At 66.2% G+C, this 15,648-nt stretch carries 11 protein-coding genes; 4 read left to right on the forward strand and 7 right to left on the reverse strand.

Annotation, left to right across the window (positions count from 1 at the left end; genetic code table 11):
- Positions 1-49: 49 nt before the first annotated feature.
- The 6 genes from LQ953_RS03445 to araD1 all read right to left on the reverse strand — a co-directional run bounded on the left by LQ953_RS03445 (position 50) and on the right by araD1 (position 7,520).
- Complete coding sequence (locus LQ953_RS03445; protein ID WP_231029541.1) at positions 50-1,387, reverse strand: glycoside hydrolase family 27 protein; 1,338 nt, start codon at positions 1,385-1,387, stop codon at positions 50-52.
- Positions 1,384-2,820 (reverse strand): glycoside hydrolase family 43 protein, encoded by a 1,437-nt coding sequence (locus tag LQ953_RS03450; protein WP_231029279.1) that lies wholly within the window; start codon positions 2,818-2,820, stop codon positions 1,384-1,386. Before LQ953_RS03450 ends, LQ953_RS03445 begins: the two co-directional genes overlap by 4 nt.
- Positions 2,821-2,832: 12 nt before the next feature.
- Complete coding sequence (locus LQ953_RS03455) at positions 2,833-3,858, reverse strand: arabinan endo-1,5-alpha-L-arabinosidase (protein WP_231029280.1); 1,026 nt, start codon at positions 3,856-3,858, stop codon at positions 2,833-2,835.
- 69 nt (positions 3,859-3,927) lie between these two features.
- Positions 3,928-5,523: an alpha-N-arabinofuranosidase gene (locus tag LQ953_RS03460; RefSeq protein WP_231029281.1), complete on the reverse strand. Its 1,596-nt coding sequence runs from the start codon at positions 5,521-5,523 to the stop codon at positions 3,928-3,930.
- Between the two features lie 81 nt (positions 5,524-5,604).
- Positions 5,605-6,528 carry a Gfo/Idh/MocA family protein gene (locus LQ953_RS03465; protein WP_231029282.1) on the reverse strand — a complete coding sequence of 308 codons (924 nt, stop codon included), beginning with the start codon at positions 6,526-6,528 and terminating at the stop codon, positions 5,605-5,607.
- Entirely contained in the window at positions 6,528-7,520 is a 993-nt protein-coding gene (gene araD1, locus LQ953_RS03470; RefSeq protein ID WP_231029283.1) for an AraD1 family protein, read from the reverse strand. The genes LQ953_RS03465 and araD1 overlap by 1 nt, the downstream gene beginning before the upstream one ends.
- 285 nt (positions 7,521-7,805) lie before the next feature.
- Here araD1 and LQ953_RS03475 point away from each other — a divergent pair, with 285 nt between their 5' ends.
- The gene (locus LQ953_RS03475; RefSeq protein ID WP_231029284.1) at positions 7,806-8,576 is read left to right on the forward strand and encodes a FadR/GntR family transcriptional regulator; all 771 of its coding nucleotides are present in this window, start codon (positions 7,806-7,808) and stop codon (positions 8,574-8,576) included.
- A 97-nt stretch (positions 8,577-8,673) separates the two neighbouring features.
- Here the strand turns inward: LQ953_RS03475 and LQ953_RS03480 are convergent, their stop codons facing one another.
- Complete coding sequence (locus LQ953_RS03480) at positions 8,674-9,981, reverse strand: sugar MFS transporter (RefSeq protein WP_231029285.1); 1,308 nt, start codon at positions 9,979-9,981, stop codon at positions 8,674-8,676.
- A gap of 144 nt (positions 9,982-10,125) precedes the next feature.
- Here LQ953_RS03480 and LQ953_RS03485 point away from each other — a divergent pair, with 144 nt between their 5' ends.
- The 3 genes from LQ953_RS03485 (at position 10,126) to LQ953_RS03495 (ending at position 15,581) form a co-directional block, all read left to right on the forward strand.
- Positions 10,126-11,265: an aldose epimerase family protein gene (locus tag LQ953_RS03485; protein WP_231029286.1), complete on the forward strand. Its 1,140-nt coding sequence runs from the start codon at positions 10,126-10,128 to the stop codon at positions 11,263-11,265.
- Positions 11,266-11,275: 10 nt separating this feature from the next.
- On the forward strand, positions 11,276-13,072 hold the full coding sequence (locus LQ953_RS03490; RefSeq protein ID WP_231029287.1) for an IlvD/Edd family dehydratase: 1,797 nt from the start codon (positions 11,276-11,278) through the stop codon (positions 13,070-13,072).
- A gap of 181 nt (positions 13,073-13,253) precedes the next feature.
- Positions 13,254-15,581, forward strand: a complete 2,328-nt coding sequence (locus LQ953_RS03495; protein ID WP_231029288.1) for a glycoside hydrolase family 127 protein — start codon at positions 13,254-13,256, stop codon at positions 15,579-15,581.
- The last annotated feature ends 67 nt before the right edge of the window (positions 15,582-15,648 follow it).

Below are 15,648 nucleotides of genomic sequence, written 5' to 3' on the forward strand. Positions count from 1 at the left end.
TCGCCGCAACCGTGGCAAATCGGCACCTGCGCTTACGCGAATTTGTCTGTCAGATTTCCAGCTTGTAGAGCGCCGACCCATGCGAAGTCAGCGTCGACAAGATAGTGGCTTCCGCCACCCCCAGGTCCCGCCGAGCCCACAAATCCCGCACCCGAACGCGCGGCCCCAAGCCTAAAGCCGCAAGCGGCACGGCAAAGCGCTGAGTCTTCGCACTGGTGTTGAACAAGGCGAGGTAGCGCCCCGCCTCACGCCGCGCAGTCCACACCCGCAGCCCGTCCTGCAGGAAAAGCGGGCGGTTCTCGCTACTGCGCTGGTTGACCGCCAGCACTTCGGGATTGGTCAGCAGCGCCAGCGTCGCATCGTCCAGATGCCGCAAGTCGCCGCCCATGATCAGCGGCGAGCGCGCGATCGACCAAAGCGTCATCAGCGTCTGCTGTTCGTCGGGCGTGAATTTGGTATCGCGCTCCCCTAGCGCCAGCCGCCCAAGCGGCAGCATGTCGGCGTCGGGCCAGCCGCCCGGCCCGGCATATTGCGCCCAGTTCTCCAGCCGGGTGAACTGCGCTTCCAGCAACGGCCACTCGTCCCAGAAATCATCGCTAATCCGCCACATCTGCGCAAAGCGGCGAACATGCCCCGCCCGCGCCACCGGCGTCTCGCCGGGCGACAGGCTCAGCAGCATCGGACGGCCGCTGTGCTGGATCGCCAGATGCGCTGCCTCGATCTCGGGCGCATGCGCGTCATAGGGCCGGCTCATGTCGTCCATCTTGACGAAGTCGACGCCCCAGCTCGCATACAGCGCGAAGACGCTGTCATAATAAGCCTGCGCGCCCGGCTTGCCCATATCCACGCCGTACATGTCGGGGTTCCACGGACAGATGCTCCCCGTATCGGCAATGTCGCGTGCCCGCGCCGTGGTGCCCAGCACCGGCAAGTTCCGCTCCACCGCCAGCCGGGGAATGCCGCGCATAAGGTGGATGCCGAAGCGCAGCCCCAGCGCATGCACCTTCGCAGCGATCGGCGCGAACCCCTTGCCGCCTGCCGCCGAGGGAAAGCGGTTCGGCGCCGGCAGCAATCGGCCATAGCCGTCCATCGCCGGCTGCGGCTTGGCGTTATAGGTGTAGCTCTTCGCCTCGGGCTCGTACCATTGGATGTCGATGGTGAAGATTTCGTAGCCCGAGGGCAGCAGCTTGGCGGCCTGGATCGCCGCGGTCTCCAGCGCCTGCGCTTCGGTGATGGTCGTCGCAAAGCTGTTCCAGCTGTTCCACCCCATCGGCGGTGTCGCCGCGAGTTGCACCGCCTGCGCCGACGCAGGACGAATGCTCGCCGCCAGTGCAGCCCCGGCCAGGCTGCCCGACAACAGCTCGCGACGATTGACCACCACGCTCAGCTGACCTTGAAGTTGGTGCTGGGCGGAAAGGCCCGATCCTGCACGCCGACCAGGATCTTGCCCCCGCGATAGAGCAGATACTGTCCGGGCCGGCCGGCCAGTGCGAAGCGCACTTCATCCTTGCCCACGCTCTGGCGCAGGAAGCCGCTGCGCATCGCGAACTGACGATCCTTGGCGATGGGCGCCAGGCGCACCGTGCCGTCCGTCCCTGCGATCAGGCACTTATCCGGCGCATCCACAGGCACCAGCATCACCGCGCCGCCGGCACTCGGCACCGCACGGAACTGCGACGCGGGGATGGGACCCTTGCCCACGGTAACGCGATCGCCCTCATGCATCAGGAAGCTGTCCGCAGCACCCACCGGGCTGAAGCGATCGGGCACTGGTCCGTTACCGACCGGGATGCCGAAGTCCGGCGTGCCGTCCTCGCGATAATAGATGCGCTGCACGCGGGTATGGCGGTTCGGGTCGAACAGCGGATCGCCCTTGATCGCCTTGTAGTCGCGGCCATGATAGACCAGCACGTCGCGGCCCTGCTCGTCGACGGTAAAGCTATTGTGGCCGGGACCATAGACGCTGGTCACCTCCGAGCTGACGAACACCGGCTGCGGCGACTTCACCCAGCTCTTGGCGTCCATGATGTTCGCGTCGTCGCGCGCGGTGAGCATGCCCAGCGAATAGCGGTCGTCGGTGGCGCTCGCCGAGTAAGTCATGAACAGCCGACCGTTGCGCGCAAGCACCGCCGGCGCCTCCGCGACCTTGAACCCGCGGATTTCCCAATCGAGCGTCGGCACGGTCAAGCGTACCGCCTTGGCGCCCAGCGTCAGCGGCGTCTTGAGTGGCGCAAGATACAGGTTGGAGTTGGTATCGATCCCCGGCTCGCGCTCTGCCCAGCAGAAATAGGACACGCCGCGATGCTCGAAGATCGTGGAGTCGAGATTGAAGCCGTCAAAGGGCGACTCGAACTTGCCCAGCACCTTCCAGTTGCCGGTCATCGGATCGGGTCCGTCGCACACGATCGCATAGGTGCGGATGCGGAACACATCCTCGCCACCGCCGCTCGGGCCGGCCGCGAAATACATGACCCACTTGCCCTGGAAGAGGTGGATCTCGGGCGCCCACAGGAAGCCCGACATCGGCCCCGTCTTTTCATGCCGCCACAGCACGCGCTCCTGCGCCGTCGCCAGCCCGGCGATGGTGCGCGAGCGGCGCAGCACCAGCCGGTCATATTCCGGCACCGACCCGGTCAGGTAGTACCAGCCATCGGTGTGGCGGAAGACCTGCGCGTCGGCGCGGTTGCGCACCAGCGGGTTGACCGGCACGGGCGCGGCAGTGGCGGCAGCAGGCGTCGCCAGCCCGGCAGCTTGCGCCTGTGCGGCAACCGCAGTGCCGGCGGCACCGGCCAGGAACAGGCGGCGGTTCACGTCGATCATCTCAAACTCTCCTCAATATTCAGCGACAGGCCAGCCGTCGGCACCCCAGCGTACCGGGGCGATGCGCAGCGTCGGCGCGCCGCGGGTCTCCTTGTCGTAGGCGTGATAGACCACGTAATCGCGGCCATCCTTGTCATGCAGCCAGCCCGGATGCCCGGGGCCGCGGAAGCGCTGCTGCTCCTGCAGGTCGGCGCGCAGGAAGATCGTGCCGCCGCCCTCCATCAGCTTGCTGCCGTCCTTGCCCAGATAGGGCCCGGTGATCGCCTTCGAGCGGCCGACCACGGTGTAGTAGGTGCTGTTCACGCCCTTGCAGCAATAATCATAGGACACGAGCAGATAGTAGAAGCCACCATGCGGCACGATGAACGGCGCCTCCACCGGTGCGGGACCACCTGCCGGCGCGGGGCGCTGTGCGATCGAATAGGGCTTGGCGGCGTTCAGCGGCTTGCCGGTCTTACGGTCCAACTCGAACAGCTTGATGCCGGTCCAAAAGCTGCCGAGCGACAGCCAGTGCCGCCCCTGTGCGTCGATCACGAAGTTAGGATCGATCGCGTTGAAATTGTCCGATGGCATCGACTGCACCACCAGCCCTTCGTCACGCCACGCGAAGTTCGGCGACTTGGGGTCGAGTGTCGCATTGGTCGCCATGCCGATCGCCGAGCGGTTCGAGCCAAAGGTCGATACCGAATAATAAAGCCGCCAGCGGCCATTCACGAAGGCGATGTCGGGCGCCCACATGCCGTTGGTGCCGGGCACGGCCTTGAGTGCCCAGTCAGGCATCTTGGTGAACACCGGCGCACCGGCGGTCCAATGGGTCAGATCCTTGGAGCTTTTGGTCTCCACCAGCCGCTCGCCATGCCCGGTGCCGAACACATAATAGGTGTCGCCATCGCGCGCGATCACCGGGTCGTGGGTCGGTGCCAGATCGCCCGTCAGCCGCGCGTTGAGCGTGGTGCCCGTCGAAGCGGCCTGCTGTGCGGGAGCGGCTCCGCTCAGCGCCAGTGCGGCGGTGGCGGACAATAAACCAAGCAACTTCATCGGACCTCTCCGGAAACGTCAAACGGGCAAGCGGCGCCCGGCGCATTCGCCTGGGCGCCGCCCTTGTCCTTATTGCAGGTTCAGCACGACCACCGACTTGGCCGGCAGCGATACCGTCAGCGTATCACCGCTCACCTGCGCGTCGCTGAACGGCACCGGCTTGACGGCCTCGGGCGCGTCAAACGTGTTGTGCGTGTTGATCGCCGGCGCGGTCAGCACCCGGCCCGACACCGATCCGGCAGTCACGCCGCTCAGCTTGACGCTGACCGTGTTCGGGCGGTTCGGGTCGAGGTTGGACAGGCCGATATGCACCCGCCCATCCTTGCCGCGCACAGCCGATCCGCTGACGGCCGGCATGGTGAACTGGTTCTTGTTGTACCAGGGCGCGTTGATCGTGATCGGCAGCACCTTGGCGTCCTGCCACGGCTTGTACATCTCGAACACGTGATAGGTCGGCGTCAGCACCATCTTGCTGCCGTCGGTCAGGATCATCGCCTGGAGCACGTTCACCATCTGCGCGATCGCCGACATGCGGACGCGGTCGGCATGCTTGGCGAAGATGTCGAGGTGGATCGAGGCCACCAGTGCGTCGCGCAGCGTGTTCTGCTGACGCAGGAAGCCCGGATGCGTGCCCGGATCCTGGGCATACCAGGTGCCCCATTCGTCCACCGCCAGGAAGACGCGCTTCTGCGGATCATACTTGTCCATGATCGCGCTGTGCTTGGTCACCAGCTCGTCCATGCGCCACGCGCCGGCAAGCGCATCGGCCCAGCCGCTCTCGTCGAAGTTGATCGGATCGGCCTTGGGCGGCCAGCCACCCTGGGGCAGCGTGTAGTAGTGCAGCGACAGTGCGTCGAGCTGACCGGCAGCCTCGCGCATCATCACCTCGGTCCACTTGTAATCGTCGACATTCGCGCCGGCGGCGATCTTCAGGATCTTGGTGCCGGCAGGCGCCTTGATGAAGGTCGCGTAGCGCCGCGTCTCGTCCGCCGCGAACTCAGGGCGCATGTTGCCGCCACAGCCCCACAGCTCGTTGCCGACGCCGAAATAAGGGACCTTCCACGGTGCCTTGTGGCCGTTCTTGGCGCGCTCATCGGCAAGGCTGCCGGCGGGCGAGGTCATGTACTCGACCCATTCGGCCATTTCGCGCGCGGTACCGTTGCCGACATTGCCGGCGACATAGGCCTCTGCGTTCACCTGGCGCAGCAGTTCGAAGAACTCGTGCGTGCCAACGGTGTTAGGCTCGGTCACGCCGCCCCAATGGGTGTTGATCTTGACCGGGCGCTTGTTCTGCGGGCCGATGCCCTCGCGCCAGTTATACTCGTCGGCGAAGCAGCCGCCGGGCCAGCGGATCACCGGCACTGCCAGGTTCTTCAGCGCCGACACCACGTCGTTGCGGAAGCCGTTGGTGTTCGGGATCTTGGAATTCTTGCCGACCCACAGGCCGCCATAGATGCCGGTGCCGAGATGCTCGGCGAACTGAGTGAAGATGCGCCGGTCATAGGTCGGGGCGGCCGGATCGGCCTTCACCTCGACGATGGCGGTACCAGCTGCAGGCGCCGGAGCAGGCGCAGGCGCGGCGGGCGGCGCCGTTTGCGCAGTCGCGGCCAGCGGCGTGCTCGACAGCAGCAAGGCAATTGCCGTGCGGCGTAGCGTGCGGATCATTCTTCTCTCCCATTTGCCGGATTGCCCGGCGTCAGCATGAAGATGCCGCCACCTCCCTTGGAAGCGACCGGCATCAGGTCTTCAGTCGTGGAATTCTTCCACCGCCAGGCGATGGCCGCGCAGGAACGCGTCGGCCACCAGCCGCAGCGGTGCGGTGTCGACATCGCGCTCACCAGCCTGCACCAGCTCGGCGAAGCGCGCATACAGACCGGGATATTCGCGATCCTCGGCGGTCTGCGTGCCTTCCGGCGTGGTCAGCACCGCGCCGCCCTTTTCGAGCTTCAGCGTACCGCCATCGGTCTCGACGGTGATGTCCCAGCTCTGCGGGCCGGTCTGGCGCCAGTCCAGGTCCATGTGCACCGGCGTGCCGTCACCGGCGCGAAAATGCAGGTCGGCGGCAATCGGCGCGGCCCGGTTGGCCGGCAGCGACAAGCGGCCCTCCTGCAGGAAGAAGGGCGGCAGGATATGCGTGGCGATCGACAGCGCGTTGATGCCGGGGTCGAACACGCCCAGGCCACCCGGCTCCCAGATCCAGTCTTGGCCGGGATGCCAGACGCGCACATCCTCGCGCCACACGATCGAAGCGCTGTTGATCTTGCGCCCGGTCAGCCACTGGCGCGCCGGCTCCACGCCCGCGGCGTAGCGCGAGTGCCAGCTGGCGAACAGCGTCACGCCCGCAGCCTCTGCCTGCGCGTCGAGCAGCGCCACTTCGGCCAGCGTCGCGCCGGGCGGCTTTTCCAGGAACACATGCTTGCCCGCGGTGATCGCCTGCCGCGCCAGGTCGTAGCGGACCTGTGGGGGCGTGCAGAGCGCCACCGCGTCGATGTCCACCCCGGCCTCAAGCAACTCGCCGAGCGTGCGGAAATGCGGAAGGTCGTTCACGGCCTCGCCGCGCGAGCTGACCGTCGCGGCCAGCTCAAAGGCGGGGTTCCCAGCGATAGAAGGGAGGTGCTGGTCATGGGCGATCTTGCCCATGCCGACGATGGCAATCTTGATCGCGGCCATCAGAGCGCCTTCACCACGACGCTCTGCGCGGCTTCGCGCGCCAGCGGGTTGCGCAGCGGCAGCGTGAAGGGCTTGGCTTCGATCTCGAACACGTCGCCTTCTTCCGTGCGGATGCCGTCGCTGAACGACAACGTCGCGGTGCCAAAGAAGTGGACGTGAATGTCGCCCGGGCGCCGGAACAGCGGATATTTGAAGTGGTGATGCTCCAGGTTCGCCAGGCTGTGCGACATATTGTCCTCACCCGACAGGAACGGCTTCTCCCACAGCGTCTCGCCATTGCGCACGATGCGGCTCGCCCCGCGCACGTCACGCGGCGCCTCGCCGACCAGCAGCTCGGGGCCAAGCGCTGCCTGGCGCAGCTTGGAATGCGCCAGCCACAGATAATTGTGCCGCTCGGTCACATGGTCGCTGAACTCGTTGGCCAGGCACAGCCCCAGCCGGTGCGGCGTGCCGTCGGGACCGATCAGGTAGATCCCGGCCAGCTCCGGCTCCTCGCCGCCATCCTGCGCGAATGCCGGCATGGCCAGCGGCTCGCCCGGGCCGACCAGCTGCGAGCCATCGCCCTTATAGAACCATTCGGGCTGCTGTCCGGTCTCGCCGGCAGCGGGCTTGCCGCCCTCCACGCCTTCCAGGAACATGCGCATCGAATCGGTCTGCTTCTCAGCCGCAGCCGCCTCGCGATGCATCTTGTCGCGCCCTTCGGCCGAGCCGAGATGGGTGAGCCCAGTGCCGGTCATCACCAGGTGCGCCGGATCCTCATGGCTGATCGGCGAGACGAAATTGCCAGCAGTGAATTCGGCCTGCAGGTCGACCGCGGCGCCCTCGCCAGCAGCTTCGATCGCCTGCGCCAAGCTCTGCCCGGCCTCGATCGCCCGAAGCGCGAGTTCACGCACGCTGGCCACGCCGGGCACGGTCGCGGCGCGACCTCCCTGGGCTGCGACCACCGACAGGGTGCCGTCGGCGCCCCGATGCTGCAACAGGCGTAGGCTCATCTCGCGTTCCTCGATTTCAGATGTTGTGCGCGGACCGCGCCGGCTGCTGCGCGGCGTGCCGGTCGGCGGCTGGGGAAACAGGGCATGGTGGCCGGGACATCCGCAAGCCGCCGGCATGGCGCGCGAAAACGCGGCACTTCTGCTCCAGACGGTCGTTCAGCGGGCACTGTCCTCTCCTTTTAGTCAGACATATTCTCGTTCCGCCCGTTAGGCAATCTTTCGTTCCTCTCCTTTGGCTGATACAAACGTGCAACAACAACGCACCACGATGATGAACGGGGTGGAATGAAGACAGCCGGAGAGGCCCTGGAAATCGTGGATCAGGGGGAAGACGAGGGTGCGGAATCACGCCCCAGGCGCGGCACGGGCCGTCGCCTGCACGGGGCGATAGCGCACAAGCTGGGCGCCGCGATCGTCTCGGGCGAATATGCCCCTGGCGACCGGCTGGAGGGCGAAGTCGCCTTTTCCGAAACGCTCAACGTCTCGCGCAGCGCGTATCGCGAGGCAGTGCAGGTGCTGGTCGCCAAGGGCCTGGTGGAAAGCCGGACCAAGGCGGGCACCCGCGTGCTACCGCGCAACCGCTGGAACCTGCTCGACCCCGACGTGCTCGCCTGGGCCTTTACCGGCGAGCCGGACATCGAGTTCATCCGCAACCTGTTTGAACTGCGCCAGATCGTCGAACCCGCCGCTGCCAGCCTGGCGGCCCAGCGCCGCGACCGCGACGACCTGAAGTCGATGAAGACAGCGCTGACGGCGATGCGCAAGCACTCGCTCGCCACTGAGGCAGGCCGAGCCGCCGACCGCGACTTCCACAACGCGCTGCTCCAGGCGACGCGCAACGAAGCCGTGGTGGCGCTCAGCGCCAGCATCGGCGCGGCGGTCAGCTGGACCACCCAGTTCAAGCAACGCGCCCGCGCCCTGCCCCGCAATCCGATTCCCGACCATGTCCGCGTCTATGACGCGATTGCTGCCGGCGACGCCGCCGCTGCTGCGGAGGCAATGCGCACGCTGGTCGACCTGGCGCTTGAGGACACCCGCAGCGCCATGCAGGCCTGAGGACCACACAAACGAAAACGGGGACCGGCACCGCCGCTCCCCGTTCCCGTGCATTCCAGTTCAGTCCAGGCCGCGCCGAAGCGCGGCCCGTTTCGGATCACACCACTTGCTGGTCCGGCAGCGCGTGCGTCGGCTTGGAGCCCCACAGCGCGTAGAACAGGATGTACAGCTCGCACGCCGCCGTCAGCAGGAACGACATCTGCAGACCGATCGTGTCAGCCAACCAACCCTGCACGACGACGAGCGCACCACCAGCGATCGCCATGATGAGCAGGCCCGAACCCTCTTCAGTCAGCGGACCCAGGCCCTTGATGCCCAGCGTGAAGATCGTCGGGAACATGATCGAGTGGAACAGGCCCACCAGGATCAGGAACCACATCGCGGCAGGCCCCGTGGTAAAGGTCGCCAGCAGCATCACGACGAACGCGCCGATCGCAAAGGCAGCCAGAACCTTGTCCGCCGGGATCTTCTGCATGATCAGGCTGCCGGCAAAGCGGCCCACCATCATGCCGCCCCACAGCAGCGCGAGATAGCGCGAAGCCTGCTCGTGCGTGATGTTGGCGATGTCGGGCTGCGACACGAAGTTGATGAACAGGTTGGCGACACCGATCTCGGCGATCAGGTAGATGAAGATCGCGGGAACACCCCAGACCAGGTTGCGGTGCTTCCACAGCGACAGGCTGCGGCGATCCTCACGCGAAACGCGCTGCGTCGCCTGGCCGATCGCCGGAAGCGGGAAGCGCGCGATCACAACCGCCAGCAGGATCAGGACGGCCGCGACGATCAGATAAGGCAGGATCACCGACTGCGCGTCGGCATAACGCTCCGCCGCGGTCAGCGTCACGCCGGCCTCTGCGGTGCCGCCCTTCGAACGGCCCAGGATCAGATAGCCCGCGAACAAAGGCGCGAGCGTGGTGCCCAGCGAGTTGAACGCCTGCACCAGGTTCAGGCGCGACGAGCCAGTCTCGGGCGGACCGATGACCGCCACATAGGGGTTAGCCGCGACCTGCAGCAGCGTGATGCCGCTGGCGATGATGAACAATGCGGTCAGCACCAAGCCATAAGACGGGATGCGCGCCGCCGGCACCATCAGCAGCGCGCCGGCTGCCATGACCACCAGGCCGATCACGATCGACTTCTGGTATCCGATCCGCTCGATCAGCTTGGCCGACGGAATCGACGCCACGAAATACGCGATGAACCACACCGACTCGATCAGCGTCGTCTGCGTATAGTCGAGTTCGAACACGCTGCGCAGGTGCGGCAGCAGCGTGTTGTTGATAACGGTGATGAAGCCCCACATAAAGAACAGGCTGGCAAGCAGCGTCAGGGCCGGTCGATAGCTTCCGCCGGACCCAGGCGAATGCGCCCGAGCGGTGGATGCTGCGTTTATGGGTGCGGGCATCGCGATCCTTCTCTCCTTGGAATGGAAGGCCTAGCGAGTCCAACCAAGGATTCCCAGCCAGCTTCCATTACGATTTTTGTCTGACTATATGGGTGAGGAAGGGCGCGTCAACGGCGCCGAGGCACTGGAGAGGAGATACACGGGATGGGCAAGGCGACATTCATGGGCGCAGCGGCGCTCGGCGTGATGCTTGTGGCGCAGTCGGCGACGGCTGCCGAAGCCAAGCGCGAAGCGGCAGGCACGCTGAAGGACGGCACTGCGGTGGAGGCGGTCACCCTGTCCAACGCCAAGGGTGTCTCCGCACGCATCCTGACCTACGGCGCCACGCTGCAATCGCTCAAGGGGCCCGACCGCGCCGGCAAGATCGCCGACGTGACGTTGGGCTATGACGATCTCGCCTCCTATGTCGACCATCCCAACTATTTCGGCGTCACCGTCGGCCGCTATGCCAACCGCATCGCCGGCGGCAAGTTCACGCTGAACGGCAAGAGCTACCAGCTGCCGCTCAACGACAAGACCAACTCGCTGCACGGCGGTGGCCAGGGTTTCGACAAGAAGAACTGGCGCATCCTCTCGGTCGAGAGCGGCCCCACGGCGCGCGTGGTGTTCGGCCTCACCAGCGCTGAGGGCGACTCGGGCTATCCCGGCAAGCTCGACGTGAAGGTCACCTATTCGCTCGACGAAGACGGCGCGCTCCAGATCGCGTTCGACGCGGCCACCGACAAACCGACCGTCGTCAACATGACCAACCACGCGATCTTCAACCTGGCCGGCGAAGGCTCGCCGATGGGCGCGATGGGCCATCTGCTCACCATCCTCGCCACCACCTACACGCCGGTCAACGCCGCGCTGATCCCGACCGGCGAGCTTCGCCCGGTCTCCGGCAGCGTGTTCGATTTCCGTAAAGCCCGCATGATCGGCGAGGGTCTTCGCGACGGCACTGACCAGCAGATCCGCTATGGCCAGGGCTATGACCACAACTTCGCGCTCGACAAGGGCCTGACCGCCAAGCCCGAACTGGCCGCGCGTCTGGAAGATCCCGCCTCGGGCCGCGTGCTCGAAGTGCTCACCACGGAGCCCGGCGTCCAGTTCTACACGGGCAACTTCCTAGACGGCACCTATTACGGCAAGTCCGGCCATCTGTACCGCATGGGTGACGGCATTGCGCTGGAGCCCCAGAAATTTCCCGATGCACCAAATCAGTCGAAATTCGTTTCCGCTCGTGTTGATCCGGGCAAGCCGTACAGGCATGTCATGATCTACCGCCTTTCGGTTTCCCAGTAACGGACCTGCCATGACAGCTCAGAACCCGCCCAAGCTTCGTTCACGCGCTTGGTTCGACAATCCCGACAATATCGACATGACCGCCCTTTATCTGGAGCGGTACCTGAATTTCGGGATCAGCCTGGAAGAACTCCAGTCGGGCAAGCCGATCATCGGCATTGCCCAGACCGGCAGCGATCTTTCCCCGTGCAACCGCCACCACCTGGTGCTGGCGGAGCGCGTGCGCGAGGGTATCCGCGAAGCCGGCGGCATCGCCATCGAATTCCCGGTCCATCCGATCCAGGAAACCGGCAAACGCCCCACCGCGGGCCTTGACCGCAACCTCGCCTATATGGGCTTGGTCGAGCTGCTCTACGGCTATCCGATCGATGGCGTCGTGCTGACGATCGGCTGCGACAAGACCACGCCGGCCTGCCTGATGGCGGCGGCAACCGTGAACATTCCGGCGATCGCCCTGTCGGTCGGCCCGATGCTCAATGGCTGGCACAAGGGCGAGCGCACCGGCTCGGGCACCATCGTGTGGAAGGCGCGCCAGATGCTCGCCGCCGGCGAGATCGACGACAAGGAGTTCATCAAGCTCGTTGCGTCGTCCGCGCCGTCGACGGGCTATTGCAACACCATGGGCACCGCCACGACGATGAACTCGCTGTGCGAAGCGCTCGGCATGTCGCTGCCTGGCTCGGCGGCTATTCCCGCGCCGTATCGCGACCGCCAGGAAGTCTCGTACATCACCGGCAAACGCATCGTCGAAATGGTGGCCGAGGACCTCAAGCCCTCCGACATTTTGACTCGTGAAGCGTTCGAGAACGCGATTGTCGTCAATTCGGCGATCGGCGGCTCGACCAACGCGCCGATCCACTTGGCGGCAATCGCGCGCCATGTCGGCGTCGATCTGCCGATCGAGACCTGGCAGGAAAAGGGCCACAAGGTTCCGCTGCTGGTCAACCTGCAGCCGGCCGGCGAATATCTCGGCGAGGATTATTACCGCGCCGGCGGCGTTCCAGCGGTCACCGCCCAGCTGATGCAACAGGGCCTGATCCACGAGGGCGTGCTCACCGTGAACGGTAAGTCGATGGGCGACAATTGCCGCGACGCGACGATCGAGGACGAGAAGGTCATCCGTCCGTTCGTACAGCCGCTTGTGGAAGATGCCGGCTTCATTGTCCTCAAGGGCAATCTGTTCGACGCCGCGATCATGAAGACCAGCGTGATCTCGCCCGAGTTCCGCGACCGCTATCTCTCCAACCCGGAAGATCCCGACGCGTTCGAGGGTCCGGCAGTCGTGTTCGACGGTCCCGAGGACTATCATCACCGCATCGACGATCCGGCGACCGGCATCACCGATCAGACGCTGCTGTTCATGCGCGGCGCCGGCCCGATCGGCTATCCCGGCGCGGCCGAGGTCGTGAACATGCGTCCGCCAGCCTATCTGATCCGCGAGGGCGTGCATGCGCTCCCGTGCATCGGTGATGGCCGTCAGTCCGGCACCAGCGGCAGCCCGTCGATCCTCAACGCCAGCCCCGAGGCAGCAGCCATGGGTGGCTTGGCGCTGATCCAGACCGGCGACCGCGTCCGCATCGACTTGAACAAGGGCACTGCCGACGTTCTGGTCTCCGACGAGGAGCTGGCTACCCGCCGCGCCAAGCTGGAAGCCGAAGGCGGCTTCAAGTACCCGGCGTCGCAGACTCCGTGGCAGGAAATCCAGCGCTCGGTGGTCGGCCAGATGAACACCGGCGCGATCCTCGAAGGTGCTGAAAAGTACCAGAAGATCGCCCAGACCATGGGCCTGCCCCGCGACAACCACTAAGGGTAGGTAGATCCTCCCCCGGAGGGGGAGGGGGACCACGCGCAGCGTGGTGGAGGGGTATTCTCCGCGAGCGATCCGGCCCGTGGCGCACTACCCCTCCGTCAGCTCTGCGGGCTGCCACCTCCCCTCCGGGGGAGGATCGAGGCGTGCGCAGCGCGCGCATGAAATCAGGAGCGGACCGATGACCCTCACCCCCACCCGCCGCAACTTCCTCGCCGGCGCCAGCATCCTTGCCCTCACCGGCCCCGCCCTCGCCCAGGTCAAAGTCCCCGACCGCGCCACCCGCGCTGAACCGGTCGCCGCGCGCCACGTCACGCTGAAGCCCTCGCCCTTCGCCGACGCCACCGCCGCGAACCGCCGGTACTTGCTCTCGCTCGATCCCGAGCGCCTGCTCCACAATTTCTACACCTCCGCCGGCCTCCCCGCCCCCGCCCCCGTCTATGGCGGCTGGGAAGCCGCGGGCATTGCCGGCCACTCCCTCGGCCACTGGCTCACCGCCTGCGCGCTGGTGATCGCGGACACCGGCGACCGTGAGATCGCCGCACGGCTCGACCACGCCCTCTCCGAAATGGCCCGCATCCAGGCCGCGCATGGCGACGGCTATCTCGGCGGCACCACTGTCGAGCGTGGCGGGAAGATCGTCGACGGCAAGATCGTGTTCGAAGAGGTCCGCCGCGGCGACATCCGCACCGGCGGCTTCGACCTCAATGGCGGCTGGGTGCCGGTCTATACCTGGCACAAGGTGCATGCCGGCCTGGTCGACGCGCACCGCCTGGCGAACAATCCTCGCGCGCTCCCGCTCCTGCTCGGCCTGTCGGGCTATTTCGGGACGATCATCGAGGGCCTGTCGGACGATCAGGTCCAGCAGATCCTGCGCGCCGAACATGGCGGCATCAACGAATCCTATGCCGACACCTATGCGATCACCGGCGATCCCCGCTGGCTGCGTTTGGCCGAGCGCCTGCGCCACAAGGCAGTGCTCGATCCGCTGACCGCCCAGCAGGACAAGCTCGCCGGCCTTCACGCCAACACCCAGATCCCCAAGGTGATCGGCCTTGCCCGCCTGCACGAGCTGACCGGCAACCCGGCGCACGCCACCGCCGCGCGGTTCTTCCACTCCACGGTCACCCAGCATCACAGCTATGCGATTGGCGGCAACAGCGACCGCGAGCATTTCGGCAAGCCGGGCCAGCTCGCCGACGCCATCGCCGAAACCACCTGCGAGGCGTGCAACAGCTACAACATGCTGAAGCTCACCCGCCACCTCTATGGCTGGCAGCCCGACGCGTCGCTCTTCGACTATTACGAACGCGTCCAGCTCAACCACATGCTCGCGCACCAGCGCCCCGACACCGGCATGTTCGTCTATTTCATGCCCATGGCCGCGGGTGGCCGCCGCTCCTATTCGACGCCCGAGGAAAGCTTCTGGTGTTGCGTCGGCTCAGGCATGGAGAGCCACGCCAAGCATGCCGACTCGATCTATTGGCAGAGCGCCGACACCCTCTACGTCAACCTCTACATCCCCTCCGCGCTCGACCTGCCCGATCGCGGCTGGAAGCTCGCGCTCGACACCGAATACCCGATGGACGGGCGCATCACCCTCACGGTCGAAAAGGCGCCCCGCCGCACCTCCGAACTAGCGCTCCGCATCCCTGGATGGAGCGAGGGCGCAACGCTCGAACTCGACGGCAAGCCGATGCCGCTCGCACCCACGCAGGGCTATGCCCGCCTCAAGCGCCGCTGGAAGGCGGGCGAGCGCGTCACCCTCTCCCTGCCGATGGCGCTGCGCACCGAAGCGATCCCTGGCGACTCGAACACGCTCGCCTTCCTGAGCGGCCCGCTCGTCCTCGCCGCTGATCTCGGCCCGGCCGACCGCCCGTTCGAAGGTGTTGGTCCCGCGCTGGTCGCCGCCGGCAATCCCGTCCAAGCGGCCAAGCCGATCCTGGGCGCGCTGCACCAATATCGCGTCGCCGACCCGCTGGGCGGCGAAACCACGCTCAAGCCCTTCTACCCGCTCCATGACCGCCGCACCGCCGTCTATCTCAAGCACTTCACGCCCGAGCGTTGGGCCACCGCCCGCGACGCCTATGTCGCCGACGCCACCGCCCGCGCCGAGCTCGCCCGCCGCACGATCGACGTGTTCTACTTGGGCGAAATGCAGCCCGAGCGCGACCACGCCTTCCAGTCGGCAAAGAGCGAGGCTTTTCAGCTGAACGGCCGCAGCGGGCGCAAACTGCTGACCCGCGAAGCGATGCGCTTCCGTCTCGCCCGCGAGCCCGGCGCGACGATCCTGCGCATCACTTATTGGGGCACCGACATCGACCGGGTCGCCGCGATCACCGCCGACGGCAAGCCGCTCGCCACCGAGCGCCGCGCAGGGCCGGCGGTGCCAAAGTTCGTCACCATCGATTACCCCCTCTCGGCCACAGGGAGCGCCACGACCGAAATCGGCTTCCGCGCCGAAAAGGGCGAAACGCTGGTATACGAGGCGCGAACGCTACGCCCCTGAGCCGCTTGCCACGATGAGACGCCCGCGTCACACTGCCCGCCTGGACCTCGATTCCGAAGGGCAGGGC

Origin of the sequence: Sphingomonas sp. IC-56, assembly GCF_021043375.1 — a bacterium.
GTDB lineage: Bacteria > Pseudomonadota > Alphaproteobacteria > Sphingomonadales > Sphingomonadaceae > Sphingomonas.